We start from the raw sequence: 26,887 nt of genomic DNA, 5'->3' as shown, positions 1-26,887 counted from the left end.
GAATTTCTTGACGACCATAGAGCATTGGAACCACCTGATCCCATCCCGAACTCAGCAGTGAAACGATGCATCGCCGATGGTAGTGTGGGGTTTCCCCATGTGAGAGTAGGTCATCGTCAAGATTAAATTCCGAAACCCCTATCTGCTGATGCAGGTAGGGGTTTTGTTTTTTCCTGCAATAGAAAGCGTTGGCCAAAAAAAAGGATGACCTGTAGAGGTCATCCTTTTTTGCATCCGGCCCTTAAGCCTCGGGTACCGGGCAGCTCAGATCCCCTTCCTTGCACTTGAGATAGGTCTTGAGTGCCTCGACCCGGGCTTTAGTCTGGGCGGTGATGCAGTTGCTGTAGATCAGCGGATAGACGCTACCGCCCTTGACCCCGGAGGCGGAGAAATTGCATTCGGCGTCACGGAAGCCTATCCAGGCACGCTGCGCCTTGACCAGCATCTGCTTGGCCTCCGGATTGTCCTTCAGACGTGCCGTGATCTGCTTGTACAAGCTGTTCAGCTCGTTGTCGGCGGCCTTGTTTTCTTTGGCTGCGCATTGGTTCATTTCGCCTTGAGTGGTGGCGTCGGCGCAGTCGTCGGCCTGAGCAACGGTGACGAAAAGCAGCGGCATCAGGGCCAGGAGCAAGCGCGGGGACATGTTTGGTCTCTCCTTGAGGGGTTGAAAAACGCCGGGTGAGTTTACATCGCTCCATGCAGTTTTAAAGAAGGCGATCCTGATACAACTTTCTGGTTGGCCTTGTGGTCTTACAAGCCTACTGTTGAAACACAGGAGGTGACCCATGCATTCATCCGACCGCATTGAAAGAAAGATCCTGCTCAAGGCTCCGCGCTCTCATGTCTGGCGAGCCCTGGCCAATGCCGAAGCGTTCGGCCAATGGTTCGGTGTCGCCCTTGAGGGGAAACGGTTTGTGGCAGGGGAGCGTACCCAGGGGCAAATCACTTATCCAGGTTACGAGCATCTCATCTGGGACGTAGCGGTGGAGCGGGTGGAGCCCGAGCGGGTGTTCTCGTTTCGCTGGCATCCTTACGCGGTCGAGCCGCAGGTGGATTACTCTCAAGAGTCCGAAACCCGGGTGCTATTCGAACTCGAAGACATGGATGGCGGTACCTTGCTCAAAGTCGTGGAGTCGGGTTTCAACAACATTCCCGAGGCTCGCCGGCTCAAGGCTTTTCGCATGGACAGCCGTGGCTGGGACGAGCAGATGGCCAATATTGAAGCCTTCCTGAGCAAGTCTTGATCGGGGACTGCTGAGGGGCTAAGGGTTTTCGGAGGGGAGCGTATAGCGAATGTCTTACACGAGATGGTAGCTATGTCGTCTATTTCGTTTTGGATCCGAGGCGTAATCTGGACTCATCCACTGAAGCACAGGAAGTGCTCAGGATCAGGGACGATCGACCTTGCAAGGAAAGCTATCGACAGGGAGTCGTAATGGTCTTGGAAAAACCCGCTTCGGCGGGTTTTTTTTCGCCCGTAAAAAATCCGGGAAGGTCATATAGCGAAACGCTTACACGCCGTTGCTACGTTCTCGTCTTTTTCCAAAATACCGATGGGCCTAATCTATGTTCATCCACTGGGTACAGGGAGTGCTCGGGGTCATGGATGATTGGACCAGGCATGGAATGCCGGACAGGGAGTCAAATTGGTCCTCAAAAAACCCGCCTAGGCGGGTTTTTTTTCGTCTGTCAAAAAGTGGCCTGATCATGCCAGGCGCCGGGTCATGGTGCGCTCGGAGCCATCGGCGGCCAAGGTCTGGCCTCCCGGCGTCCGGTCCGCGCCATCGGCGGCGAGAGTCTGGCCTCCAGGCGTCCGGTCCGCGCCATCGGCAGCGAGGGTCTGGCCCCCAGGCGTCCTGTCGGCACCATCAGCGGCCACAGGCTGCTGGTAATCGCCAGCCTGGGTAAATAAACGGTCTTGCTGCTGGCTCGGCAAGGCAAACGCACTGGCGCTCAGGGCGAAGGTGGTAGCGGCGATCAAGGTGTTGAACGTTTTCATGGTAAAGACTCCGGTCATATCAAGGGTTGAGTGCCGGGTCGTTCAGATGTCGTGATCTGCTGAACCCGTTGCAGTGGCGACGGTTGTCTTGCTGCATGGGTTCAGATTAGGGGCGAGGCGGGGGCGGGCGTTAGACGGATACTGTCCTGGTTTTGCCTGATCCTGTTTGTGTGCAGGATCAGGCGCTACTGGCTTGCAGCGCCTGGGCACGCAAACGAGCGATATCCTTGCTCGGGGAGGCGCCAAATAGACGGCTGTATTCACGGCTGAACTGCGAAGGGCTTTCATACCCCATCTTGTAGCCGATTGACGAAACGTCGCTGTTCTCCGCCAACAGTAACCGGCGGGCTTCCTGCAAGCGCAGTTGTTTCTGGTATTGCAGCGGGCTCATGGCGGTCACGGCTTTGAATCGGTGGTGCAACGCCGAAGGGCTGAGATTGATCATTTGTGCCAGGCTGTCGATGCTCAACGGCTCGGCGTAATGGGTATTGAGCCACTCGATGGCACGGCTGATGCGATGGGTCTGGGTGTCGGGAATGGCGATTTCGTGCAAGCGCTGGCCTTGGGTGCCACGCAGCAGCCGGTAGAAAATCTCCTGCTGGGCCAACGGCGCGAGGGTGGCGATATCGTCCGGGCTGTCCAACAGCCGCAATAAGCGCAACAGCGCGTCGAGCAATGGCGTATCGATACGGTCCAGGAACAACCCGCGTCCGGTTCTTTCGGCCGGCACGCCGATAGGGCTGGCGTCGGCAATCAGGCGGCAGATCTGTGCCGGGTCGATGTCGAGGCGGATGCACAGGTAGGGGCGCTCCGGGCTGGCTTCAATCACCTGGCCGGCCAGCGGCAGGGTCACCGAGACGACCAGGTAATTGAGCGGGTCATACACGTAGCATTCGTCCGCCAGGCGCACTTCCTTGCGCCCCTCGATAATCACGCATAAACCAGGCTTGTGCACGGTGTGCAGGGCTTCGGTCGGCTGGTCGCTACGGATCAGGTACAAGGCCTCGATGGCCGTAGGGTGGACGCCGTATTCCGGCGCAAAGCGCTTCATCAGGCTCGCCAGTTCGGCGCGGCGCTGGCTGACGCCGTCGTCTGGCGCAATGTGGATGGAGGTGGATACCGACATGCCGATCAATCTCCCAGGCCAAATTGAGTGGACCGCGCTAGTAAAGCCGATTGCGCGGCTGTCGGCCAGAGTCGGTTTTATCGCCACAGGATCGTGCAAGTGCGCAGGAGGATCCGGCTAACCCAGGCAAAGGTCGGTTCCCTAATCTGGACCTGTCAAAACGCTCCCACCGGGGCAACACATCCAGATGAGGAAACCATCATGTCCGATATTCAAAACAAAGTAGTGGTCATCACCGGCGCCAGCAGCGGGATTGGTGAAGCAGCGGCGCGGTTGCTCGCGGCTCGCGGTGCCCGTGTCGTGCTTGGCGCCCGGCGCATCGATCGTTTGCAAACACTGGTGCAAGAACTCGAAACCATCGGCCAGCAGGCGGTCTGCAAAGCCGTGGATGTGACCCGCCGCGAGGATGTCCAGCAGTTGATCGACTTTGCTGTCGAGCGATTCGGTCGGGTCGACGTGATCATCAACAATGCCGGGGTCATGCCGCTCTCCAAGCTCGAGGCGCTGAAAGTCGAGGAGTGGGACCGCATGATCGACGTCAATATCCGTGGCGTGCTCCACGGCATCGCCGCCGGCCTGCCGCTGATGCAGCGCCAGCGCAGCGGCCAGTTCATCAACATCGCCTCGATTGGTGCCTACGCCGTCAGTCCGACTGCCGCCGTGTATTGCGCCACCAAGTTTGCCGTGCGGGCGATTTCCGAGGGCTTGCGCCAGGAAGTCGGGGGAAATGTGCGCGTGACGGTGATTTCCCCTGGCGTGACCGAATCGGAACTGGCCGAGAGCATTTCCGATGAAGGTGGCCGTGCCGAAATGCGCGAGTTCCGCAGGATCTCCATTCCCGCCGAAGCCATCGCCCGGGCGATCGCCTACGCCATCGAACAACCGGCGGATGTGGACGTCAGCGAACTGATCGTGCGACCCACCGCCAGCCCGTTCTGAACCGCGGTTTACCAGACAGGAGATGCCCTATGAGAAAGGCCTTTGGAGACCAGGACAAATTTGTCGGTCTGTGGGTGACGGCTGATGGCGTGATTCGCCATCGGCTACTGCCGGGCGGACGCTATGACGAAGCGCGAGGTTTGCGTGAAAGCGCTTACCAGGGCGACTACTGGTTACAGGACGACCATATCGAATACCACGACGACACCGGTTTCACCGCCGATGGGGATTTTCGTGAGGGTGTGCTGTATCACGCGGGGATGGTGTTGTATCGCCAGGAAGGGTGATGAACCCAAGGTTGGCTGTGTGGGAGCAAGGCTTGCCCGCGATAGAGGCGATGCGGTCTTTCAGAAATCGAGGCGCCTGTTTCGCGAGCAAGCTTTGCTCCCACAGCACAGCACAGCACAGCCATGCCTGGCTGGGACTTAGCGTTACGCCAGTTCCAACCGCGCCGCAGCACGTTGGGCGATCTGCGAGCGCACCCGGAACGACTCTGCGGTACGCCGGTGGGCTTCTTCCAGGACGCGCGTTGGTGCGGTGTCCGGGCTGCCGGCGTTGAACGGCGGGGCAGGGGCGTATTCGAGCTGCAGCTGGACCAGTTCGGCGGTGTCCTGGTCGAACAGTTCGGCCGCCAGGGTCAAGGCAAAATCGATCCCGGCCGTGATGCCGCCACCGGTGAGCAGGTTGCCATCGCGGACCACGCGATCCTTGACCGGTGTCGCGCCCAAGGTTTGCAGCAGACTGTGATAGGCCCAATGGGTGGTGGCGCGCTTGCCTTGCAACAGGCCCGCCGCACCCAGCACCAGCGAACCGGTGCACACGGACGTGATGTATTTCGCCTCGGCGGCCTGCCGCTTGATGAAGGCCAGCGTCTGCTCGTCTTCCATCAGAGGCCCGACGCCGGTCCCGCCGGGGACGCAGATCACGTCGAGCTTCGGGCAGTCTTCGAACGTGGTGGTGGGCAGCAACACCAGCCCGGTGCTGGCAGTGACCGGCGCCAGGTCCTTCCAGATCAGGTGGACCTTCACGTCTGGCAGCGAGGCCAGTACGTCATAAGGGCCGGTCAGGTCCAACTGCTGGACTTGGGGGAATAACAGCAAACCGATCTGCAGCGTCATGTCGCGTGCTCCTTTGGATGATGCCCGAGGGGTGGACGGTTTTACTTTAGATCCGTAGGCTCTGGCGTATACGCCAATAAACCCACGAATCACGCCAATATGCCCAACCCATCGAAAACCGTTCATGTGCTGGCCTTCGCCAACGTGCAAGTGCTGGATGTCACCGGGCCCTTGCAGGTGTTTGCCTCGGCCAACGACCTGGCTCGCCAGCAAGGCTTGCCGTTGCCCTACACGCCGACAGTCATCGCTGTGGGTGGCGGGGCGGTGATGTCCTCGGCAGGGTTGGCGCTGTTAGCCGAGCCGCTGCCGAGCGAAGGCAGTGACACGCTGTTGATCGCTGGTGGCTGGGGCGTGTACGAAGCGGCGAAGGATCCGGCGCTGGTGGCCTGGGTCAAGGAGCACGGCCTGCGTTCGCGAAGGGTGGCGTCGGTGTGCACCGGGGCATTCCTGCTGGCTGCCAGCGGTTGGCTGGACGGGCGGCGCGTGGTGACGCACTGGACCCGCTGCGAACAACTGGCCGAGCAGCATCCGCAGTTGCAGGTCGAACCCAACCCGATTTTCATCAACGACGGTCCGGTCTGGACCTCGGCCGGGGTCACGGCCGGCATCGACCTGGCCTTGGCGCTGGTGGAGGAAGACCTGGGCCGCGCGGTGGCGCTGGAAGTCGCCCGGCACCTGGTGGTGTTCCTCAAGCGTCCTGGTGGGCAATCGCAGTTCAGCGTGACGTTGTCGCTGCAAAAGCAGGGCAGTCGGTTTGATGACCTGCATGCCTGGATCGCCGAAAACCTCACCCGCGACCTGGGCCTGTCGAGCCTGGCCGCCGAGGTGGGCATGAGCGAACGCAGCTTTGTGCGGCACTACCGCGCCGACACCGGCCAGACCCCGGCGCGGGCGGTGGAGTTGATTCGTGTGGAAACCGCTCGCCGCCTGTTGTCCGACACCGCTGTGTCGATCAAGCGGGTGGCGGTGCAATGTGGCTTCGGCAGTGAGGAAACCTTGCGCCGCAGCTTTTTGCGGGCCATGGGGGTGACGCCACAGGCCTATCGCGAGCGGTTCGCCGTCAGCCCTCAAGCAGATCCAGCAATGCCTTGAGCGTGGCCTCGGGGGCTTCCTGGGGAATGTTGTGGCCGACACCGGCCAGCACGCGGCGCTCGTAAAAACCTGTGAAGTGTTCGGCGTCTTCATCGTGTTCCTGCGCTGGCCCCACGCCGTCGTCGGCACCGCACAGGGAAATGCTCGGCACGCTGATGGCCGGTTGTGCCGCCAGCCGTTCCTCCATCCACTCCAGCGTCGGGTCGCCCGGTGCGTACATGAAGCGATGACGGTAGGAGTGGATCACCACGTCGACGAAGTCCGGGTTGTCGAACGACGCAGCACTGAGGGGATACAGTTCGGCGCCACGTTTCCAGGTCGGTGACCACAGGCGCCAGAGCAATTCACACAGTTCACGTCGGTTTTGGGTCAAGCCCTCGACACCCCGCGCCGTGTGGAAATAGTACTGGTACCACAGGCGATGTTCGGTTTCCGGGTCCAGCGGCTGCGTGGAACGGGGAATATCCTGCAGGTTGTAGCCGTCGCCGGTCACCAGGCAGTGAACGCGCTCGGGCCACAGCGCTGCGACGATACACGCCGCCCGACCACCCCAGTCGTAGCCGCACAGCGCCGCCCGAGGGATGGAGAGTGCGTGCATCAGGTCCAGCAGGTCCTGGGCCAGCGCCGCTTGCTGGCCGGAGCGCAGGATGGTCGGGTTGTTGAACCGGGTCGGGCCGTAGCCGCGCAGGTAGGGCACGATGACCCAGTAGCCGCGCTCGGCCAAGGCGGGCGCAACATCATCGAAAGCCCTGGGGTCGTAAGGAAAACCGTGCAGCAGGATGATGGGTTCGCCGCTGGCGGGACCGTGTTCTTCGTAGGCTATGCGCAACAGCGGCGTCACGGCGAAGTTGACCTTGGGATCGAGGTTCATGTTGGCCTCCGGCATTACCCGATTGCGATCAGGCGGGTTCCTGGTTCACGTATTTGGCCCGATCCGGCGTGAACGTCACGATCATGTTCGTGCTGGAACAGGTGAGGGTGCGCTCCTGGGTCAGGTCGATGTCCAGGTCTTCACCGCGCAGGCCCTGCCATTGGGCGAGATACTTGAGACAGCCGAATTTTTCGTTTTTCTTCAGGCTGCGGCTGACGCCACCTTTCCAGCCCAGTACCGGCAATTCACCGGCCAGGCAGCGTTGCGCCAGTTCGGGAAACTTCACCGCGCGGTCGCGGCCGATTTCCCAGCATTTAATCAGGCCCCGGTCCTGGCTCTCCCAGAGGTCTTCGCGGGTCAGGCCTGTTCGGGGTGGGGTGGTGATGGGGCGTTTGATATGGGTCATGTCAGGTCCTTGAGTCGGGTTTTTATCGGGCAGCTCCGCTGCACCCGTGAGAGCATCGATCTTAGGAGGGGTTTGGGGGGCTGGCAACTCGAAACGGGGCGTGGTGATAAATGGGGCCGTAGGTGCTGTGTAGGAGCTGGTAGGAGCTGTCGAGTGCAACGAGGCTGCGATCTTTCCCCTAACACTTGAATCTCAAGCGAAAGATCAAAAGATCGCAGCCTTCGGCAGCTCCTACAGGGTGCAGTCCAGCGGGTTAAATTCCCTCATCACAGTGGTGCGGTGTTCCTACAAAAAAATAGGCGAACCGGAATTTTCTGACGAGTCGCGGCGGTTGCCGGTTAGGAAAGGGCGGGGATAGGCTTTGCTCGTCGCTGCAAAATCAGCGACCGGGTTTGGTCACCCGTCCAATGTCAGGCGCACACGCGCCAACCTCAGCATGTCGGCGCTTTTTTGTGTGCTTGTCGGTATGCTTTGCGGTGGGCTGTGCGCGGGGCACTTTCGAGTGCGCCGGGTGCCTGACTTCCCGGTTGACCAACCTGCGTATAGCCCACCACCCTCGTTTGGTCACGAGGTGGGTGAGCTCAACTTCAAGTCAGGAGTTTCACAATGGTCAAGATCACCCCCAACCCTCCACGCGCCGAAGACCTCTCTGCCTACACCACCCTCGATTCAAAAAAACTCCGTGAAGCCGCCGATCGGGCGTTGAATATCCATTTGTCGCCCACCCCGCCCAAACCCGACACCCAGGACGGCCAGGTTTTCACCGTGGTCCCCGGCCTCAACACCGAATCCGTGCTGACCACTCTCAGCGAAACCCTGGCCTCGGCCGATGCGCTGGTCAGTGACCTGACGTTCGATCTGGAAGGTTCCCGGCGGCATGTTGCGTTGGGGATTCAGCAGTTGATCGAGCTGGCCAAGTTGCTGGCCAACCGTGCGTTGGATGACCTCGAACTGGCTGAGTCGACACAATAGCCAGTACACCATGATCGTTCCCACGCTCTGCGTGGTAATGCATCCCGTGACGCTCTGCGTCACCCTCCAAAGCGGAACGCGGAGCGTCCCTGGCGGCATTCCCACGCGGGAGCGTGGGAACGATCACAATGACCGCGTCACCTTCATCGCGGGCAAGCCTTGCTCCCACAAAAGCCCAGCTCACGGCTGCCAATGAGTTTTCTCCCCGCTCAACTTGCGATCCAGGAAGCTCGCCGCGCTGATCAGCGCAAGATGGGTCAGGGCTTGGGGAGTGTTGCCCAGGTGGTAGCCGTGGCTGTCGAATTCTTCGGCGTAGAGCCCCAGCGGGTTGGCGTAGCGCAGCAGTTGTTCGAACTCCAGCTGGGCTTTTTCCACGCGGCCGGCGCGGGCCAGGCATTCGACGTACCAGAACGAGCAGGCCGCGAATGAGCCTTCGATGCCGCTGAGGCCGTCGATGGGGCTGTCGTCGTTGCGGTAGCGATAGACCATGCCGTCGCGCACCAGGTTTTTTTCGATGGCATCGAGTGTCGAGAGCCAGCGCGGGTCGCAGGCGCTGACGAAGCGCACCAGCGGCATCAACAGCATCGAGCCGTCCAGGGCGGTGCTGCCCAGGCGCTGGATGAAGTGCTGGTGTTCGTCGTTCCAGAAGTTCGTCCAGATGTCTTGGTAGATGGCCTGGCGCGTTTCGTCCCAGCGGGCGAACGGGGCGGGTAGGGAGCGTTTTTCGGCCAGGCGTATGGCGCGATCCACGGCGACCCAGCACATCAGCCGCGAATGTAGGAAATGCTGTTTGTCGCCGCGCATTTCCCAGATACCCACATCCTTGTCCTGCCAGACCTTGCACACTTGGTCGACCACATCGACGGTGTGTTTCCAGCCTTGATGGGAGATGGCTTCGCCGTATTTGTTGACCAGGTACACGGCGTCCATCAGCTCGCCGAAAATGTCCAACTGCACCTGTTTGTAGGCCAGGTTGCCGATGCGCACCGGCCGCGCATTGCCGAAGCCGCTCAGGTGTGGCAGCTCGGTTTCCGGCAGCTCCAGCCTGCCGTCCAGGCCGTAGAGGATGTTGAGTTTGGTCGGCTGATCGCAGCAGTCGCTGACCCGCCCGCGGAGCCAGCGCATGTAGGCGTTGGCTTCTTCGACGAAACCCAGGCGCATGAACGCGTAGACGGTGAACGAGGCGTCGCGGATCCAGGTGTAGCGGTAATCCCAGTTGCGTTCGCCGCCGCGGGTTTCCGGCAGGCCGAAGGTGGCGGCGGCGAGGATGGCGCCGTGTTTGCGCGAGGTCAGCAGCTTCAGCGCCAGGGCCGAGCGGTTGACCGTTTCCCGCCAGCGTCCCCGGTAAGTGGATTGGGCGATCCAGCCGCGCCAGAACGCCAGGGTGCGTTCCAGGCAGATCGCGCTGACATCGTCCTGAAGACGCGGGTCGTCGATGCCACCCAGCAGGAATTCGGCGCTCTGGCCCTGCGCCAGGGTGAACTCGGCCACCGCCGCATTGCCGTCCAGCGTCATGGGCTGATCGGAGCATAAGCGCAGGCTCGGTTGTCCCGGCGCCTCGAAACAGATGTGGGCAGCGTCCTGGCGCGCAGTGGTGGCGGCCCGGGCGTAGTCATGCCGCACCGCGCAGCGCATGCGAAACGTCGCGCTGCCGACGGTCATGTGCACCTTGCGCATCAGCACCGGCAAATCATCCTCGCTGTCGCCGATGGGCAGCAGGTCGGTGACTTCCACCACGGCGCCGTCGCTCAGCCAGCGGGTTTGCAGCACGTTGGTGTCGGGAAGGTAGATCTGCTGGCGGCGGGCGTTCGGCAGGTCTGGTGCGAGTTGGAAAATCCCCGCTTCCGGAGTGTCCAGCAGCGAACAGAAGATCGACGGGCTGTCGAATTCCGGCCAGCAGAAAAAGTCGACACTGCCTCGGTCGTTGACCAGCGCGGCGCTGCGCATGTCGCCGATGATGCCGTGGTTCTCGATGGGGCTTTGCGGTTCGTCATGATCAGCCATTGTCGCGAAACCCCGGATAAAGGCTCATCCCGCCATCGATGAACAGCGTGGTGCCCACCACATAATCGGACAAATCCGAGGCCAGCCAGACCACCGCGTTGGCGACGTCCTCCACAGCGCCGACGCGACCGTAAGGAATCAGCTCCAGCAGTTTCTGTTCCTGCTCGCCCTCGGTGGCGTCCTGGTTGATGGCCGTGCGGATGGCGCCGGGGGCGATACTGTTGATGCGGACGCGTTGGTGGCTGGTTTCCTGGGCCAGGCTCTGCATCAGCAGATCGACCCCGCCCTTGGACGCGGCGTAATTGGCGTGGCCCGCCCAGGGAATGCGTTGGTGCACCGAACTCATGTGAATGATCTTGCCTGCGGCCCGGGACACGCCTCGGCGAATGCCCTGGCGGGTGAAAATCCGCAGGGCGGCGCGAGCGCAGAGGAACTGGCCGGTGAGGTTGGTGCCGATCACGGTGTTCCAGTCTTCCAGGGTCATGTCGACGGTGGCGGCGTCTTTTTGCAGGCCGGAGTTGGCGACCAGGATATCCAGCGCGCCAAACGCTTCGAGGGTCTGGGCGAACAGCCGCTCGACGTCCGGCTCCTTCGACACATCGGCCCCCACGGCGATGGCGCGGCCGCCGGTGGCGTTGATTTCACGGGCCAGCGCTTCGGCCGGGCCGGCGCTGGAGTGGTAGTTGAGCACCACCGCGGCACCCGCGTCTGCCAACGCCCTGGCCGCGCCTGCGCCAATGCCGGAGCTGGCGCCGGTGACCAGGGCGACCTGTCGGGCGAGGGATATCTGCATGGTCTAGCACCTTGAATTGAGGGCCTTACCTGCTGACTGGTGTGAGGCGTGCAGAGTTCATTTGGGTGATGTAGGAGCTGCCGAGCGAAGCGAGGCTGCGATCTTTTCCCAGACACTTGAGTCTTAAGCGAAAGATCAAAAGATCGCAGGCTTCGCCAGCTCCTACACAGCCCAGCGGGAGCAAGCTCCCTCGCCACGAAAGCGGTGTTCGGCTGTTACCAACCCCGCCCCGAATTCACCCAGAAATTCACCGACAACGACGTAGACACCGACTCCACCTGATGAAACCAGCCTTCCGGCAAAAACAGCAAATCCCCAGCCTCCAATGTCACGCGCATGAAGGTCACGTCGCGGGCGTGGGGGAAGCGTTGGTAGTCCGGCGCGTCCGGGTTGAAATCACAGCCGTCCAGCCCACCTTGGGGCGCAGTGGACCAGGTGCCCAGGGCTTCGCGGTGGTGAGGCGCGGCGAGGGTGAAGGTTTTCTGGCCCCAGACCTGGGCGAACAGGTTGTCGGTGTCGTCGCGATGCAGCGGCGTCAGGGTGCCCTTGGGGCCGATCCAGATGCGCGGTGGGATGAACAGCGAGGCGTCGAAGTAGGGCGGGTACTTGATCTGCTCCATCAGTTGCGCCGGCAGGATGTTGTTGCCCATGTAGGCCGGAGGTTCGCCGTCGGCGCCCTTGGTCGCCGGGCTGTCGAGGGAGGCGATGAAGTCGGCCATGGACGTGGAGCGGAAATCCCGTTCGGTGGAGAAGGTCTTCTTCACGTAGTCGCCGTGGCGGGTGATGCCCTGCAGCTCGGCAAAATGCACCAGGGATTCTTCGCGGCTGAGCTTGAACAATGGCCAGTCCTGCAAGGCATCGCTGATGACCAGCGGAATGCCGTGGGGCAGATACCGTGCCTGGAATTCCTGCACCGACAGCCCGCTGCGAGGCCGACGCTCCACGCTGCGTTGGGTCGGCAGGCTGGCGGTGAGTTTTTCGCTGAAGCGCGACGGGGTGGGGTAGCGCTTGTTCATGTCGACCTTTTCCACCACGCCACCGCCATGCCGGGCATGGTCGATGATCTGCGGCAGTAACGTCGCCAGGCCCATGTTGCCGCCGATCTTCAGGCGCCCGCTGGCGAACAGTTCCTCGACATTGGCCAGGCCCGCCATGATCCCGAGGAAGTCCTTTTCCGCCACCTCGATGGTGACGTCGGGGCTGCTGTGGCGGCCAGCCTGGGTGCGGCTGCTGGCCTTGACCTCGGACCAGTACGCCTGGTGCGGGCCGAACACGAATTGGAAGACGCCTTCGATACCAACGGCGCCGGCATTGGCGAACAGCTTGCCCAGGATGGTTTGCAGGTCCACGGCGGTCACTCTTGCGGGTTTTTGGTCTTAGCAGGTAACGAGGGCCTGGATCAGAAATTTAGGAGCGGATGTAAGCCGCCGACTCGTCTGACCATTCGTCTGGAAAGGCTCTGCACCTGTAAAGTCTGACAGTGGCCGGTTCTTCAGGATGTTGCTTGAATAGGGCTTCATTCACGCAGAGGATGTTTAATCATGAGTAGTGCCAAATCAACTGGAGTCGATAAGTTCGATCACTACACTGATTTTAAAGGTGGACATACCAATGGTTGGGACCTAGTTAAAAATGCCTCAGTCATAGAGGGGGAAAAAGACAACTATTACTGCGAGCTAACAGCCGTAGACGGCTTTCCCCGATTGGCTAATGAAAATCTGCCGTTTGGGGTGGGTAAAAGTTATGAAATCAGCATCCTGGCGCGTGGATCTTCGACGACTTATGGGGGGGCGCATCTGGCTGTTATCGTCTATGGCGCTGTAATGGAAGGGAATGACACTTTTAAAGTGACTTCTCACTGGGAGACATATAAGTTCTCATTCACCTTCACGGGCGAAGGGTGGAGTACAGGCGCTATCTGGATCAGCCAGGCACTGATTGATTTCGGCGATTCAGTCGTTGATGTCGATAATATTCATATTCAGGAGATTTAACCTACCTGCGCGCCATGCTTACTTGAGCTTGGAGTTGGAAACTGCCTTACACAGTTTCCAGTTCTTTTTTTTGCTTTCTACTTGGTTTCGAACAGTACGATCTGGAGCTTTTGCTCTCGCCATCCGACCATCGCCCTAGCGTGTCGCGACGATGAATACCCTTGGAAATGGAAGCAGGACCGAACCATCGTCCAGGGATGGATACGCCTGTTCGATCGCCTTGAGGTACTGCGCCAGATACTGCTCGCGTTGTGCCTCATCCAGCGGGTCGAGAAACGGCCGCAGACCGCTGCCCTTGAACCACTCCACCACACCTGCGGCGCCACCGGCCAAGGGGTGATGGTAGGTGGTGCGCCACACATCGACGCGGCTGCAGTGGGGCTTGAGGATCGCGTAATAGGTGTTGGCGTCCTCCACCTCGGTCCGAGAATCAGCCGCCCCGGCCAGTTGGCTGGCCCAAGGCCCGCTTGCTGCGATTTCCCGCATCAGGCGGTGGGAGGGCTGGTGCAGGGTGTCGGGCATCTGGATCGCCAGGCTGCCACCGGGGGCGAGTTTGCCCACCAGCGAGGGCAGCAGGGTGGCGTGGTCGGGCAGCCATTGCAGCACGGCGTTGGCGAAGATCACGTCGAACGGCCCGGGTTCATCCCATTGGCCGATGTCGGCGGTGTCGAACGCCACGGTGGGCAGGCGTTTGCGTGCGGCGTCGACCATGTCGCTGGAACTGTCCAGGCCGCGCACCGTGGCGCTGTTGAAATGTTCCACCAGCAGCTCGGTGGAATTGCCCGGGCCGCAACCCAGGTCGATCACCGAGCCGGCCTGGGTGGGAGGAATGGCGGCCAGCAGGTCCCGGGACGGACGGGTGCGTTCCTGTTCGAAGGTGACGTATTGCTTGGCGGACCAGCTCATGGCGTTCTCCTGTGTGGTGCAGTGATCGAGGTATCGCCAGTATAAGGTCGGGTGGGAAGATGAACCGCGTTATCGTTCATCGCGGGCAAGCCTTGCTCCCACAACGTAGCGAACGTCACGGTTTTGACTAAATCGATGGGTTACGATTTCGTTATGTTCCCTACACGACCGATCGGAGAAAACCGCAGTGACCCAACTGACCCTGCTGTGCCTGCCTTATTCCGGCGCCAGCGCGATGGTTTACAGCCGCTGGCGGCGCAAGTTGCCGCAATGGCTGCACGTGCAGCCGGTGGAACTGCCGGGGCGCGGGGCGCGCTTCGACGAGCCGCTGCACACCGACATGGGGCCGTTGGCGATGCAACTGGCGCGGGAGCTGTCCGTGACGCTCCAGGCCCCTTACGCCTTGTTCGGTCATAGCCTGGGCGCGCTGCTGGCCTGCGAGATCGGCCATGCCCTGCGTGAGCTCGGCTGCCCGGAACCGGTGGCGCTGTTTGCGTCCGGCACCGCGGCACCGACGATGCGCGCCGACTATGACCGCGGCTTCGCCGAGCCGAAAACCGATGCTGAACTGATCGAGCAACTGCGCACCCTCAACGGCACCAGCGAAGAGATATTGGCCAATGAAGAACTGATGGCCCTGACCTTGCCGATCCTGCGGGCCGACTTTCTGCTGTGTGGACGCTTCCAACCGCGCCAGCGGCCGCTGCTCAACTGCCCGGTGCACGTGTTCGGCGGCACGACCGACAAGGCCACCACGGAGCAACTGATGGGCTGGCGCCAGGAAACCACGGGCAGCTTCTCGGTGGACATGCTGGCGGGCGGGCACTTCTTCATTCATGAGCACGAAGCCAAGGTGCTGCGGCTGATCAAGGATCAGTTGAGCGTGCATCATCGGCGGCATGGGTTGGCCATCAGCGCCTGATCCACTGAGCCCGTGACAATCGTTCCCACGCTCCTGCGTGGGAATGCCGCCCCGGACGCTCCGCGTCCTCAGAATCTCTCTTTCTGACACAAATTCTCAAACGCTAATTTTTCCGGTTTGCATTCGTTTCATAGGGACGACTTGCCTTTGTGCCTTGTGCCCACTGATTCCGGATACCCCAGAAATGAATGCTGAAGACGCCTTGAAACTTGCTCGCCGGTTTATCGGGTTGCCCCTGGAAAAGCGCCGGATGTTCCTGGCCGCGTTGGACAAGGAGGGCGTGGAGTTCAGCGGTTTCCCCATCCCCCGGGGCGTCGAGGCCGAGGATCGCCAGGCGTTGTCCTATGCCCAGCAGCGCATGTGGTTTCTCTGGCAGCTGGAGCCGGACAGCGGTGCTTACAACCTGCCGGGAGCAGTGCGGCTCAAGGGCGCATTGAGCCTGCCGGCGCTGGAGCAAGCCTTCGCCAGCCTGGTGGCCCGTCACGAAACCCTGCGCACGGTATTCCAGCGTCAGGCCGACGACAGCCTCCTGCAAGTGCCGACCGACGCGCCGCTGGTGATCGAGCACATGGATTTCAGCGCCATGCCAGCAGCCGAGCGCGAGCAGGCGGTGCGCCGGGCCGCCGAGGAACAATCACTGCGGCCCTTCGACCTGTCCAGCGGCCCCTTGCTGCGGGTCGAACTGCTCAAGCTCGATGATCAGGAGCACGTGCTGCTGCTGACCTTGCACCACATCGTCTCCGACGGTTGGTCGATGAACGTGCTGATCGACGAGTTCATTCGCTGCTATGACGCCCATGAAGCGGGCGTGGAACCTCAGTTGGCCGACTTGCCGATCCAGTACAGCGACTACGCCCTGTGGCAACGCCGCTGGCTGGAAGCCGGTGAGCTGCAGCGTCAACTCGAATACTGGCAAGCGCAGCTGGGCGATGAGCATCCGGTGCTGGAGCTGCCGATCGACTATCCACGCCCGGTGTTGCCGAGCTATCGCGGTCGTCGCCTGGAACACGTGGTGGACGCCGCGCTGGTCGAGCAACTGCGCGGCGTTGCCCGCCAGCATGGGGTCACCTTGTTCATGCTGCTGCTGGGGGCTTTCAATATCCTGCTGCACCGCTACACCGGACAAGAAGACTTGCGGGTTGGCGTGCCGATCGCCAACCGCAACCGCCGGGAAATCGAAGGGCTGATTGGTTTCTTCGTCAATACCCAAGTATTGCGGGTGCAACTGGACGGCCAGACCCGCCTCGACGACCTGTTGCGTGACATCAAGGAAACGGCCCTCGGTGCCCAGGCCCACCAGGATCTGCCCTTCGAGCGGCTGGTCGAGGCGCTGAAACTTGAACGCAGCCTGAGCTACAACCCGTTGTTCCAAGTGATGTACAACCACCAGCCGGAAGTGGCCGATGTCACCACGCTGAAAGTCGGCAGCGGTCTGGAGTTGGGCGTCATCGAGTGGGAAACCCGCAGTACCCAGTTCGACTTGAGCCTGGACACCTACGAAAAGGGCGGGCACTTGCACGCGGCGTTCACCTACGCCAGTGACTTGTTCAACCCCGACACCATCGAGCGCATGGCTCGGCACTGGGCGCTTCTATTGCGCAACATCGTCAGCGACCCGCAGCAGCGCGTCGGTGAGCTTGCGTTGTTGGCGCCGGACGAATATCTGCAGTTGGTGACAGAGTGGGGGCGCCACGACACGACCTGGCCGAGTGAGCGCCCGGTGCATGAACTGTTCGAGTTGCAATCGGAGCGGAGCCCGGACGCCATCGCTTTGGTCTGCGACGGGCAACGATTGAGCTATGGTCAGCTCAACGCCCGCGCCAACCGCCTGGGGCGCGCGTTGGTCGCGGCAGGGGTCGGTCCTGACGTGCTGGTGGGCATCGCCGTCGACCGGAGCCCGGACCTGGTGGTGGCCATTCTCGCCGTGCTCAAGGCCGGCGGTGCCTACGTGCCGTTGGACCCCCAGTACCCGGTCGATCGCCTCCGATTCATGATCGAGGACAGCGCCAGCCGTTTGCTCCTGAGCCAAAGCCATTGGCTTGAACGACTGCCGGTGCCCGATGGCGTGCGTTGCCTGTGCCTGGATCAGGCCGAGTCCTGGGAGAGCGCTGAGCCAGGCAATCTGCAACGCAAGGTGTGGGCCGACAGCCTGGCCTACGTCATGTTCACCTCCGGCTCGACGGGACGCCCGAAAGGCGTCGGTATCAGCCACGGCGCGCTGAGCAAGCACGCGTTCGCCTCGCAGTACTATTACGGCTTGAGCAGCGCCGACTGTGTGCTGCAATTCGCTACATTCAACTTCGATGCCTTTGGTGAGCAACTGTTCGGCCCACTGACCTGTGGCGCCTCGGTAGTGCTGCGCGGCAACGAGGTATGGGACAGCGAAACCCTGTACCGCCAGATCGTCGAGCAGGGCATCACGGTCATGGACTTGACCACCGCTTACTGGAACATGATCGCCAAGGAGTTCGCCGCTGTCGGGCCGCGAGACTATGCGGCGCTGCGCCAGGTGCACAGCGGTGGTGAAGCCATGCCGCCCGAAGGCGTGCAGGCCTGGCGCCGGGCCGGGCTGGAGCAGGTCAAGCTGCTCAACACCTACGGCCCGACCGAAGCCACGGTCACGGCCACCACCCTCGATTGCAGCGATTACGTCTTCAATCGCCGGCCGCTGCCGCTGACCTTGCCCATTGGTCAACCGCTTCCAGGCCGGCATACCTATCTGCTCGATGCACACCTGGCGCCCACGCCGGTGGGAGTGACCGGCGAGCTGCTGATTGGCGGCGAGCTGCTGGCGCGTGGTTACTTTCAGCGCCCGGCCTTGACCGCCGAACGTTTCATCCCCGATCCGTTTTCCACCAGCGGTGCGCGCCTGTATCGCACCGGCGACTTGGCGCGCTTCAATGCCTTGGGCGAAATCGAATACGTGGGCCGCGTTGACCATCAAGTGAAGATCCGCGGCTTGCGCATCGAGCTGGGCGAGGTCGAAGCACGCCTGTTGGAACTTGCGGCGGTCAGTGAAGCCGTCGTACTGGCGGTGCAGGGTGGCAGCAGCTTGCAACTGGTGGGTTATGTGGTGCCCAACGACACTTCGCTGGTGTCGGCCTCGGCTGATGAACAGGGCGCTGCGCGGGAAACCCTCAAGGCGCAACTCAAGGAGCTTCTGCCGGATTACATGGTGCCGACCCAACTGGTGTTCCTTGCGCAATTGCCGCTGAGCCCCAACGGTAAGCTCGACCGCAAGGCCTTGCCGTCAGCGGATGCCAGCCAGTTGCAGCAGGCCTATATCGCCCCCCGCAGCGAACTGGAGCGAGGCATCGCGGCCATCTGGCAGGACGTGCTCAAGCTTGAACAGGTTGGCTTGACCGACAACTTTTTCGAGCTGGGCGGCGACTCGATCATCTCGATCCAGGTGGTCAGCCGCTCGCGGCAGGCCGGGATCCATTTCACCCCCCGTGACCTGTTCCAGCATCAAACCGTGCAAGGCCTGGCGAGCGTCGCGCAACAGGGCGGCAGCGGGCTGCAGATCGATCAGGGGCCAGTCAGCGGCGAACAGCCGTTGCTGCCCATCCAACAGGTGTTTTTCGAGGAAGCCATTGCCCAGCGTCACCACTGGAACCAGGCCGTTTTGTTGCGCAGCCATCTACCGTTGCAGGCACCGGCGCTGCTGCAGGCCCTCAACGCCGTGTTGGCGCATCACGATGCCTTGCGTTCGCGCTTCGTCGAAACCCCGGCAGGCTGGCGGGCCGAGGTGGCGCCGATGGTGGTCGACCCTGAGTGGTTGTGGACAGCGGACAACCTGAGCGCCGCTGAGCTGCAAGACCTGTGTGCCAAGGCTCAGTGCAGCCTCGACCTGCACAATGGCCCGCTGCTGCGTGCGGTGCTGGCGAGCGTGGCCGATGGCAGCCAGCGCCTGTTATTGGCCGTGCACCACCTGGCCGTGGACGGTGTGTCGTGGCGCATCCTGCTGGAAGATCTGCAACGGGCTTATCAACAGGCCTGCGTCGGCGCCGCCATCAAGCTGCCGGCCAAGACCAGCGCCTACAAGGCCTGGGGCGAACATCTGCAGGCCTACGCCAGCACTGAAAACGTTCAGGCCGAACTGACGTTCTGGCAGCAACAGCTGCAAGGCGCGGGAGTGGATCTGCCGTGGGATAATCCCCAAGGCAGCCGGCAAAGCCGTTACGCCAAAGTGCTGCACAGCCGTCTCGACAAAACCCTCACTCAACAGCTGCTGCAACAGGCTCCCGCGGCGTATCGCACCCAGGTCAACGACCTGCTGCTGACCGCCCTGGCACGGGTGATCTGTCGCTGGACCGGCCATGCCGACACGTTGATCCAGCTCGAAGGCCATGGCCGTGAAGAGTTGTTCAAAGACGTCGACCTGACCCGTACGGTCGGCTGGTTTACCAGCCTGTTCCCCGTGCGGCTGACCCCGGCCGATGGCGTGGGCGCCGCGATCAAGCAGATCAAGGAGCAACTGCGGGCGATCCCGAACAAGGGCATCGGTTTCGGTGTGCTGCGCTACCTGGGTGACGAAGCGGCACAAGCCTGTCTCAAGGCCTTGCCATTGCCGTGCATCACCTTCAATTACCTCGGCCAGTTCGACGGCAGTTTCGATGCCCGGGAGGGGGCGCTGTTCAGCCCGGCCGGCGAAAGCGCCGGGCGCGAGCAGAGCCTTGATGCACCCCTGGACAACTGGCTGAGTGTCGAGGGCCAGGTCTACGACGGCGAGCTCGATTTGCGTTGGACGTTCAGCCATGAGCAATTCCAAGAGGCGACCATTGCCCGTCTGGCCGATGACTATGCCCGCGAACTGGAAGCGCTGATCGGCCATTGCTGCTCGGCCGATGCCATGGGCACCACGCCGTCGGACTTCCCGCTGGCGCGCATCACCCAGGCGCAGTTGGACGCGATCCCCGTGCCGGCTGCCGCCATCGAAGACATTTATCCACTGTCGCCAATGCAACAAGGCATGCTGTTTCACACCCTGTACGAACAGGGCACCGGCACCTACATCAACCAATTGTGCGTGGATGTCGATGGCCTGGACCCCGAGCGTTTCCGCGCGGCGTGGCAGGCGACCCTGGACGCCCATGAGATCCTGCGCAGCGGTTTTATCTGGCAGGGCGAGTTGCAGCAACAGTTGCAGGTCATCCACCGTCGTCTGACGCTGCCCTACACCGTGCTCGATTGGCGCGAGCGCCATGACGTCGCCCTGGCCCTCAAGGATTTCATTGCCGCTGACCTGGCCACGGGTTTCGACCTGACCCAGGCCGGGCTGCTGCGGGTCACGCTGATTCAACTGAGCGATGAGCGTCATCATCTGATCTTCACCAACCACCATATCCTGATGGATGGCTGGAGCAGCGCGCAGATGCTCGGCGAAGTCCTGCAACGCTATGCCGGTCAACAGCCGCCGCGCCCGGTCAGCCGCTATGCCGATTACATCCAGTGGTTGCAGCGCCAGGACGCCGCGCTCAGCGAAGCGTTCTGGCGGGAGCAACTGGCCGATCTCCAGGAGCCGACTGTACTGGCGAACGCCGCTGCGGCGAGTGGCGAGATGCGCAGCGAAAGCGGTCATGCGCTCAGGCATTACTGCCTGGACGCGCCGGGCACTGGCCGTCTCAACGCGTTCGCCCGCCAGCAGAAAGTCACCGTCAACACCCTGGTGCAAGCGGCTTGGCTGCTGCTGTTGCAGCGCTACACCGGCAGCGACTGCGTGGCATTTGGCACCACCGTGGCCGGGCGGCCGGCAGAGCTGGTTGGCATCGAACAACAGGTCGGCCTGTTCATCAACACCTTGCCGGTGATCGCCGGCTCGCGTCCGGATCAGACCGTCGCGGCCTGGCTGGCCGCCGTACAGGCGCAGAACCTGAGCCTGCGCGAGTTCGAGCACACGCCGCTGGCGAGCATCCAGCGCTGGGCCGGGCAGGGCGGGGGAGCGCTGTTCGACAGCCTGCTGGTGTTCGAGAACTTCCCGATTTCCGCAGCGTTGCAACACGGCACCGCCCAAGGCGTGGTGTTCGGCGAAGTCGCCAACCAGGATCAGACCCACTACCCGCTGACCCTGGGCGTGACCTTGGGCGAGACGCTGGCGCTGCACATGAGTTTCGACCAGGCGCATTTCAGCACTGCAACCATTGAGCGCTTGAGTGGGCAACTGCTGCTTCTGCTGGAGCGGTTTGCCGAATCCGCCGAGCGTCGCCTCGGCGAGATTGCCCTGGCCAGTGAAGAGGAGCACAGGGCGCAACAGGCTGCCAACCACCCGCAGCCATACCCGACCGACATTGCCGTGCATCAGCGCATCGCCCATCTGGCGGCGCTGAAACCGCAGAGCACGGCGGTGATCTTCGACGGCCAGCGCTTCAGCTATGGCGAGATCGACCGGCGGGCCAACCAGTTGGCGCACGCCCTGATTGCCCGTGGCCTGGGCCCGGAAACCCGCATTGGCGTAGCCCTGCCGCGCAGCGAAGGGGTGATCGTCGCACTGCTGGCGGTGCTCAAGGCCGGCGCCGCCTATGTGCCGCTGGACACCAGTTACCCACGGGAACGCCTGGCGTACCTGATCGAGGATTCCGGGCTGGCGCTGTTGCTCACCGACTCCCGGGTGTCGGCGCAACTGCCGCTGGAGGGCGCCGCCCAGGTGCTGGAACTTGATCGCCTGGACCTGAGCCTGCAATCGGCCGATGCACCTTCGGTCACGGTTGATCCGCAGAACCTCGCTTATGTGATCTACACCTCCGGTTCCACTGGTAACCCGAAAGGCGTGAGCGTGGCCCACGGTCCGCTGGCGATGCACTGCCAGGCCATCGGTGAGCGCTATGAAATGCGCGACAGCGATTGCGAATTCCATTTCATGTCGTTCGCCTTCGACGGTGCCCATGAGCGCTGGCTCACCAGCCTGACCCACGGTGCTTCGCTGCTGATTCGCGACGACAGCCTGTGGACCCCGGAACAGACCTACAACGCGATGCGCGAGCACGGCGTGACGGTGGTGGCGTTCCCGCCGGTGTACCTGCAACAACTGGCCGAGCACGCCGAGCGCGAGGGCAACCCGCCGAAGGTGCGCATCTACTGCTTCGGCGGCGATGCGGTGCCCAACGCCAGCTTCGAACGGGTCAAGCGCGCCCTCGATCCGGACTTCATCATCAACGGCTACGGCCCGACCGAAACCGTGGTCACCCCGCTGATCTGGAAGGCCGGCCGCGATGTAGCGTGCGGCGCCGCCTATGCACCCATCGGCAGCCGCATCGGCGACCGCAGCGCCTACGTGCTCGACGCTGACTTGAACCTGCTGCCCCAGGGCATGGCCGGCGAGCTGTACCTGGGCGGCAGCGGCCTGGCGCGGGGTTACCTGAACCGTCCGGGCCTGACCGCCGAGCGATTTGTCGCCGACCCGTTCAGTCGCAGCGGAGGCTTGCTCTACCGCACCGGCGACCTGGTGCGCCAACGCGCCGATGGCACTTTTGATTACCTGGACCGTATCGACAACCAAGTGAAAATCCGCGGTTTCCGCGTCGAACTGGGCGAAGTCGAAGCCAGCCTGCAAGCCCTTGAAGGCGTGCGCGAAGCGGTGGTGGTGGCGCAGGAAGGTGCTGCTGGCAGCGGCAAGCGCCTGGTGGCCTATGTGGTGGCCGATGAAGCGGTGCGGGAGGATTTCGCCGAGCACTTGCGTGACCAGCTCAAGGCGACCTTGCCGGCGCACATGGTCCCGGCCTACCTGCTAGTGCTCGAACGCCTGCCGCTGACCCCCAACGGCAAGCTCGACCGCAAGAACCTGCCCAAGCCCGACGTCAGTCAATTGCAGCAGACCTACGTGGCACCACGCAGTGCGCTGGAACAGCAACTGGTGTCGATCTGGCAGGACGTGCTCAAGCTTGGGCAAGTCGGCCTGCGGGACAACTTCTTTGAATTGGGCGGCGACTCCATCGTCTCGATCCAGGTGGTCAGTCGTGCTCGGTTGGTCGGTATGCACTTCACGCCGAAGGACCTGTTCCAGCACCAGACCATCGAGGCCCTGGCCGCCGTGGTACAGACGGGCACGCCGCTGCAATTGATCGACCAGCAACCCGCGACCGGTGAGACCGCACTGCTGCCGATTCATCAATGGTTCTTTACCCAGCCGATCCCCGACCGCCATCACTGGAACCAGTCGGTGATGCTCAAGCCGACCCAGGCGCTGGATGCGCAGGCGCTGGAACAGGCCTTGGGCGCGCTGGTCGTGCACCACGACAGCTTGCGCCTGGACTTCATCGAGCAGGGCGAACGCTGGACCGCGCGTTACCGTGACGTCGACGCGCAGACCGCCGACACGCTGCTCTGGCAAGCCGACGTCGCCGATCTCGGCGCACTGCAAGTGCTGGGCAACCAGGCCCAGCGCAGCCTGCGACTGGCGGGCGGGCCGCTGATCCGCGCGCTGCTGGCGAACCTCGCCGATGGCACGCAGCGGCTGTTGCTGATTGTCCACCACCTGGTGGTGGACGGTGTGTCCTGGCGGATTCTGTTCGAAGACCTGCAAAGCGCTTATCGCCAGGCCCTCGCCGGCGCGACGGTGCAACTACCGGCCAAGACCAGCGCGGTCAACGCCTGGACCGCTGCGTTGCAGGACTATGCCGCCAGCGCACCCTTGCAGGCCGAACTGGGCTTTTGGCAGCAGCAGTTGCACGGCGCCCCGGCGGGCTTGCCGTGGGACAACCCCCAGGGCGGGCAGCAACAGGGCCAAGCCGTGACGATTCGCACGGCACTGGACAAAAACCTCACCCGGCAATTGCTGCAGCAAGCCCCGGCGGCCTATCGCACCCAGGTCAACGACCTGCTGCTGACGGCGCTGGCGCGGGTGATGGTGCGCTGGACCGGCGATGACAGTGTGTGGGTGCAGCTCGAAGGCCACGGCCGTGAAGATCTGTTCGCCCACGTCGAACTGAGCCGTACCGTAGGCTGGTTCACCAGCCTGTTCCCGGCCCGATTGACGCCCGCTGCCGACCTCGGTGCTTCGCTGAAGCAGATCAAGGAACAACTGCGCGCCATCCCCAACAAGGGCATTGGCTTCGGGGCCCTGGCGCACCTGGGCGATGACCTTGCGCGTGAAACCCTGCAGGCCTTGGCGAAACCGCAACTGACCTTCAATTACCTTGGTCAGTTCGACGGCAGTTTCGATGCGGCCGCCGATGCCTTGTTCGTGCCGACCACAGAGCGCGGTGGCGAGGAAGTGAACCTGCAAGGTCCGCTGGGCAGCCCGCTGGCCCTTGACGGCCAAGTGTTCGGCGGCGAGCTGGACTTGAGCTGGACCTTCAGCGGCGACCTGTTCAATACCGCGACCATCCAGCGCCTGGCCGATGACTACGTGCAAGAGCTCACTGCGCTCATCGTCCATTGCTGCGACAGCCACAGCCACAGCCGTGGCGTGACGCCGTCGGACTTCCCGCTGGCGCGGCTGACCCAGGTGCAACTGGACACCCTGGTCCAGGCACCACAGGCCATTGACGACATCTACCCGCTGTCGCCGATGCAACAGGGCATGCTGTTTCACTCCTTGCTCGGGCAAGGCATTGGCGACTACATCAACCAGATGCGCATCGATGTCGAGGGCGTCGATCCGCAACGCTTCCGCGCCGCCTGGCAGGCGGTGGTCGATGCCCATGACATCCTGCGCAGCGGCTTCTTCTGGCAGGGCGACCTGGAGCAGCCGGTGCAAATCGTCCAGCGTCAGGTCGAGGTGCCGTTCCGGGTGCTGGACTGGAACGGGCGGGCGGACAACGACGACGCCTTGCAAACCCTGGCCGATGAAGAACGGGCCCAAGGCGTGGACCTGACCCAGGCGCCGCTGATGCGCCTGGTGCTGGTGCGCACCGGCACGGATCGGCATCACCTGATCTACACCAACCATCACATCCTGATGGACGGCTGGAGCAGCGCGCAGTTACTCGGCGAAGTGTTGCAGCATTACCGCGGCGACAGCGTGGCCCGTCCGGCGGGTCGTTATCGCGATTACATCGCCTGGCTGCAACGCCAGGACGCGGCCATCAGCGAAGCGTTCTGGACCCCTGCGCTGCAACGCCTGGGGACTCCGACGCGCCTGGCCGACGTCATGGCCAAGCCAGCGCAGGCCCAGTCCGGTTATGGCGATCATGTACAGGTGGTGGACGAAGCGCTGACCCGACGCCTGGAAGCCTTCGCCCGCACCTCGAAAGTTACCGTCAACACGCTGGTGCAGGCCGCGTGGCTGCTGCTGTTGCAGCGTTACACCGGTAAAGACACCGTGGCCTTCGGCGCGACGGTGGCCGGTCGCCCGGCGGATTTGCCGGGTATCGAGCAGCAGATCGGCCTGTTCATCAACACCTTGCCGGTGATCGCCAGCCCACGGGCCGAGCAGTCCCTGGACAGCTGGTTGCAAGCGGTGCAGACGCAAAACCTGGCGCTGCGCGAGTTCGAGCACACCGCGTTGCTGGACATCCAGCGCTGGGCCGGGCAGGGCGGTGAAACACTGTTCGACAGCCTGTTGGTGTTCGAGAACTACCCGATTGCCCAGGCCCTGGAGCAGGGCGCCCCGGATGGTCTGCGCTTCGGCGCGGTGGCCACTCAGGAGCAGACCAACTACCCATTGACGCTGTTGGTGGGCCTTGATCGGCAGCTGTCGGTGCACATGAGCTACCAACGGGCCAGTTTTGCGCCCGCCACCGTGGCGCGCCTGGCGGCGCATCTGACGCAACTGCTGGGCCAGATGACCGCCCATGGCGAGCGCTGTCTGGGTGAACTGTCGATGCTGGAGTTCGATGAGCATCAGCGCCTGACCCATGATTGGAACCCGGTCGACGCCCCGTTCGAGCAAGCGCGGTGCATTCACCAGATGATTGCTCGTCAGGTTGAGGCCACGCCAGATGCCCTGGCGGTGACCTTTGCCAACACGCGCCTGAGCTACAGCGAACTGGACGGCCGCGCCAATCGCCTGGCCCATAAACTCATCGAGTTGGGGGTGGGTCCGGAAGTGCGAGTGGGTGTGGCAATGCCGCGTTCCGAGCACCTGCTGATCGCCTTGCTGGCGGTGCTCAAGGCCGGTGGCGCCTACGTGCCGCTGGACCCGGATTATCCGGCCGAACGCGTGGCCTACATGCTCGACGACAGCCGTGCGCGGGTGTTGCTGACCGAAGAGGCTGTGGCGGCGACGCTGAGCGTGCCGGCTGAAACCGTCGTGCTGATGCTGGATCGTATCGAACTGGGGCAGTACCCATTGAGCGCGCCGCAGACCCAAGTCACGCCGGACAACCTCGCCTACGTCATCTACACCTCCGGTTCCACCGGCAAGCCCAAGGGCGTGGCGATTGCCCATCGCAACGTGCTGGCGCTGATCGACTGGTCCAAGTCGGTCTACAGCCGCGACGACATCCAGGGGGTATTGGCCTCGACGTCGGTGTGTTTCGATCTGTCGGTGTGGGAGCTGTTCGTGACCCTGGCCAACGGCGGCTCGCTGATCATTGCCCGCAACGCCCTGGAATTGCCGCAACTGCCGGCCCGCGATCAGGTACGCCTGATCAACACCGTGCCCTCGGCCATCGCCGCGTTGCAGCGCAGCGATGAGATCCCGGCCAGTGTGCGCATCATCAACCTGGCTGGTGAGCCGCTGAAGCAAAGCCTGGTGGATGCGCTCTATCAGAATGCCCCCTGTGTGATTGAGCTTGTGGCAGCAGAGGCTGTGGCAGCAGAGCCTGTGGCAGCAGAGCCTGTGGAGTCAGTGCCTGTGGGAGCAAA

The 26,887-nt window shown here is 62.7% G+C and carries 17 protein-coding genes, 1 rRNA gene and 1 pseudogene (1 of these 19 only partly in view); 9 read left to right on the top strand and 10 right to left on the bottom strand.

The genetic code is table 11. The annotated features are described in order from the left end of the window. Nucleotides 1–6 precede the first annotated feature (6 nt). Nucleotides 7–122, top strand: a 5S ribosomal RNA gene (gene rrf, locus ASC85_RS15375). A gap of 119 nt (nt 123–241) precedes the next feature. On the opposite strand, the gene ASC85_RS15370 is transcribed toward rrf, so the two are convergent. Continuing rightward, the gene (locus ASC85_RS15370) at nt 242–643 is read right to left on the bottom strand and encodes a lysozyme inhibitor LprI family protein (RefSeq protein ID WP_057450192.1); all 402 of its coding nucleotides are present in this window, start codon (nt 641–643) and stop codon (nt 242–244) included. A 142-nt stretch (nt 644–785) separates the two neighbouring features. Between ASC85_RS15370 and ASC85_RS15365 the strand changes: the two genes are divergently transcribed. After that, nucleotides 786–1,244: an SRPBCC family protein gene (locus ASC85_RS15365; RefSeq protein WP_003204010.1), complete on the top strand. Its 459-nt coding sequence runs from the start codon at nt 786–788 to the stop codon at nt 1,242–1,244. Between the two features lie 482 nt (nt 1,245–1,726). Here the strand turns inward: ASC85_RS15365 and ASC85_RS15360 are convergent. Together ASC85_RS15360 and ASC85_RS15355 are read right to left on the bottom strand one after the other, a co-directional pair. After that, nucleotides 1,727–2,017 (bottom strand): annotated as a pseudogene (locus ASC85_RS15360) (hypothetical protein); the annotation flags it as partial. Between the two features lie 160 nt (nt 2,018–2,177). Next, a complete protein-coding gene (locus tag ASC85_RS15355; protein ID WP_057450188.1) occupies nt 2,178–3,125 on the bottom strand; it encodes an AraC family transcriptional regulator in 948 nt (315 codons plus the stop codon). 201 nt (nt 3,126–3,326) lie between these two features. Here ASC85_RS15355 and ASC85_RS15350 point away from each other — a divergent pair, with 201 nt between their 5' ends. After that, nucleotides 3,327–4,064, top strand: a complete 738-nt coding sequence (locus ASC85_RS15350; protein ID WP_057450186.1) for an SDR family oxidoreductase — start codon at nt 3,327–3,329, stop codon at nt 4,062–4,064. A 29-nt stretch (nt 4,065–4,093) separates the two neighbouring features. After that, a complete protein-coding gene (locus ASC85_RS15345; protein ID WP_014337384.1) occupies nt 4,094–4,351 on the top strand; it encodes an Atu4866 domain-containing protein in 258 nt (85 codons plus the stop codon). Nucleotides 4,352–4,495: 144 nt separating this feature from the next. On the opposite strand, the gene inhA is transcribed toward ASC85_RS15345, so the two are convergent. Continuing rightward, on the bottom strand, nt 4,496–5,182 hold the full coding sequence (gene inhA / locus ASC85_RS15340) for an isonitrile hydratase (RefSeq protein ID WP_018609416.1): 687 nt from the start codon (nt 5,180–5,182) through the stop codon (nt 4,496–4,498). 99 nt (nt 5,183–5,281) lie between these two features. Between inhA and ASC85_RS15335 the strand changes: the two genes are divergently transcribed. Next, nucleotides 5,282–6,274, top strand: a complete 993-nt coding sequence (locus ASC85_RS15335) for a GlxA family transcriptional regulator (RefSeq protein WP_057450184.1) — start codon at nt 5,282–5,284, stop codon at nt 6,272–6,274. Here the strand turns inward: ASC85_RS15335 and ASC85_RS15330 are convergent. Further along, complete coding sequence (locus ASC85_RS15330; protein WP_057450197.1) at nt 6,243–7,145, bottom strand: alpha/beta fold hydrolase; 903 nt, start codon at nt 7,143–7,145, stop codon at nt 6,243–6,245. The two genes, ASC85_RS15335 and ASC85_RS15330, sit on opposite strands and share 32 nt — an antisense overlap. 28 nt (nt 7,146–7,173) lie before the next feature. After that, on the bottom strand, nt 7,174–7,551 hold the full coding sequence (locus ASC85_RS15325; protein WP_057450182.1) for a hypothetical protein: 378 nt from the start codon (nt 7,549–7,551) through the stop codon (nt 7,174–7,176). Between the two features lie 606 nt (nt 7,552–8,157). Between ASC85_RS15325 and ASC85_RS15320 the strand changes: the two genes are divergently transcribed. Continuing rightward, nucleotides 8,158–8,523, top strand: coding sequence for a DUF6124 family protein (locus ASC85_RS15320; protein WP_057450180.1), 366 nt, complete (start codon nt 8,158–8,160; stop codon nt 8,521–8,523). Nucleotides 8,524–8,703: 180 nt separating this feature from the next. On the opposite strand, the gene ASC85_RS15315 is transcribed toward ASC85_RS15320, so the two are convergent. The 3 genes from ASC85_RS15315 to ASC85_RS15305 all read right to left on the bottom strand — a co-directional run bounded on the left by ASC85_RS15315 (nt 8,704) and on the right by ASC85_RS15305 (nt 12,669). Continuing rightward, on the bottom strand, nt 8,704–10,527 hold the full coding sequence (locus tag ASC85_RS15315) for a glycoside hydrolase family 15 protein (RefSeq protein WP_057450179.1): 1,824 nt from the start codon (nt 10,525–10,527) through the stop codon (nt 8,704–8,706). Beyond that, nucleotides 10,520–11,320, bottom strand: a complete 801-nt coding sequence (locus ASC85_RS15310; RefSeq protein ID WP_057450176.1) for an SDR family oxidoreductase — start codon at nt 11,318–11,320, stop codon at nt 10,520–10,522. The genes ASC85_RS15315 and ASC85_RS15310 overlap by 8 nt, the downstream gene beginning before the upstream one ends. A 215-nt stretch (nt 11,321–11,535) precedes the next feature. Further along, on the bottom strand, nt 11,536–12,669 hold the full coding sequence (locus ASC85_RS15305; protein WP_057450174.1) for a cupin-like domain-containing protein: 1,134 nt from the start codon (nt 12,667–12,669) through the stop codon (nt 11,536–11,538). Nucleotides 12,670–12,861: 192 nt separating this feature from the next. On the opposite strand from ASC85_RS15305, the gene ASC85_RS15300 reads away from it, so the two are divergent. Beyond that, nucleotides 12,862–13,314 carry a hypothetical protein gene (locus tag ASC85_RS15300; RefSeq protein WP_057450172.1) on the top strand — a complete coding sequence of 151 codons (453 nt, stop codon included), beginning with the start codon at nt 12,862–12,864 and terminating at the stop codon, nt 13,312–13,314. Between the two features lie 135 nt (nt 13,315–13,449). Here ASC85_RS15300 and tam read toward each other — a convergent pair whose 3' ends face one another. After that, a complete protein-coding gene (gene tam, locus ASC85_RS15295; RefSeq protein WP_057450171.1) occupies nt 13,450–14,220 on the bottom strand; it encodes a trans-aconitate 2-methyltransferase in 771 nt (256 codons plus the stop codon). A 187-nt stretch (nt 14,221–14,407) separates the two neighbouring features. Between tam and ASC85_RS15290 the strand changes: the two genes are divergently transcribed. Next, complete coding sequence (locus tag ASC85_RS15290; RefSeq protein WP_057450169.1) at nt 14,408–15,142, top strand: thioesterase II family protein; 735 nt, start codon at nt 14,408–14,410, stop codon at nt 15,140–15,142. Between the two features lie 184 nt (nt 15,143–15,326). After that, nucleotides 15,327–26,887 carry the 5' portion of a non-ribosomal peptide synthetase gene (locus tag ASC85_RS15285; protein ID WP_057450167.1) on the top strand. The gene runs 1,081 nt beyond the window's last position, so 11,561 of the gene's 12,642 nt are visible here — the first part of the coding sequence; it begins with the start codon at nt 15,327–15,329; its stop codon lies off the right edge, out of view.

This window comes from Pseudomonas sp. Root401, assembly GCF_001425105.1.
Taxonomy (GTDB): Bacteria; Pseudomonadota; Gammaproteobacteria; order Pseudomonadales; family Pseudomonadaceae; genus Aquipseudomonas; species Aquipseudomonas brassicacearum.
This window is presented reverse-complemented; position numbering and strand designations above follow the sequence as displayed.

Excerpts from the sequence above, each read along its gene's own strand:
- ASC85_RS15370 (WP_057450192.1), bottom strand. The coding sequence starts at position 643 with ATGTCCCCGCGCTTGCTCCTGGCCCTGATGCCGCTGCTTTTCGTCACC.
- ASC85_RS15365 (WP_003204010.1), top strand. The coding sequence starts at position 786 with ATGCATTCATCCGACCGCATTGAAAGAAAGATCCTGCTCAAGGCTCCG.
- ASC85_RS15355 (WP_057450188.1), bottom strand. The coding sequence starts at position 3,125 with ATGTCGGTATCCACCTCCATCCACATTGCGCCAGACGACGGCGTCAGC.
- ASC85_RS15350 (WP_057450186.1), top strand. The coding sequence starts at position 3,327 with ATGTCCGATATTCAAAACAAAGTAGTGGTCATCACCGGCGCCAGCAGC.
- ASC85_RS15345 (WP_014337384.1), top strand. The coding sequence starts at position 4,094 with ATGAGAAAGGCCTTTGGAGACCAGGACAAATTTGTCGGTCTGTGGGTG.
- inhA (WP_018609416.1), bottom strand. The coding sequence starts at position 5,182 with ATGACGCTGCAGATCGGTTTGCTGTTATTCCCCCAAGTCCAGCAGTTG.
- ASC85_RS15335 (WP_057450184.1), top strand. The coding sequence starts at position 5,282 with ATGCCCAACCCATCGAAAACCGTTCATGTGCTGGCCTTCGCCAACGTG.
- ASC85_RS15330 (WP_057450197.1), bottom strand. The coding sequence starts at position 7,145 with ATGAACCTCGATCCCAAGGTCAACTTCGCCGTGACGCCGCTGTTGCGC.
- ASC85_RS15325 (WP_057450182.1), bottom strand. The coding sequence starts at position 7,551 with ATGACCCATATCAAACGCCCCATCACCACCCCACCCCGAACAGGCCTG.
- ASC85_RS15320 (WP_057450180.1), top strand. The coding sequence starts at position 8,158 with ATGGTCAAGATCACCCCCAACCCTCCACGCGCCGAAGACCTCTCTGCC.
- ASC85_RS15315 (WP_057450179.1), bottom strand. The coding sequence starts at position 10,527 with ATGGCTGATCATGACGAACCGCAAAGCCCCATCGAGAACCACGGCATC.
- ASC85_RS15310 (WP_057450176.1), bottom strand. The coding sequence starts at position 11,320 with ATGCAGATATCCCTCGCCCGACAGGTCGCCCTGGTCACCGGCGCCAGC.
- ASC85_RS15300 (WP_057450172.1), top strand. The coding sequence starts at position 12,862 with ATGAGTAGTGCCAAATCAACTGGAGTCGATAAGTTCGATCACTACACT.
- tam (WP_057450171.1), bottom strand. The coding sequence starts at position 14,220 with ATGAGCTGGTCCGCCAAGCAATACGTCACCTTCGAACAGGAACGCACC.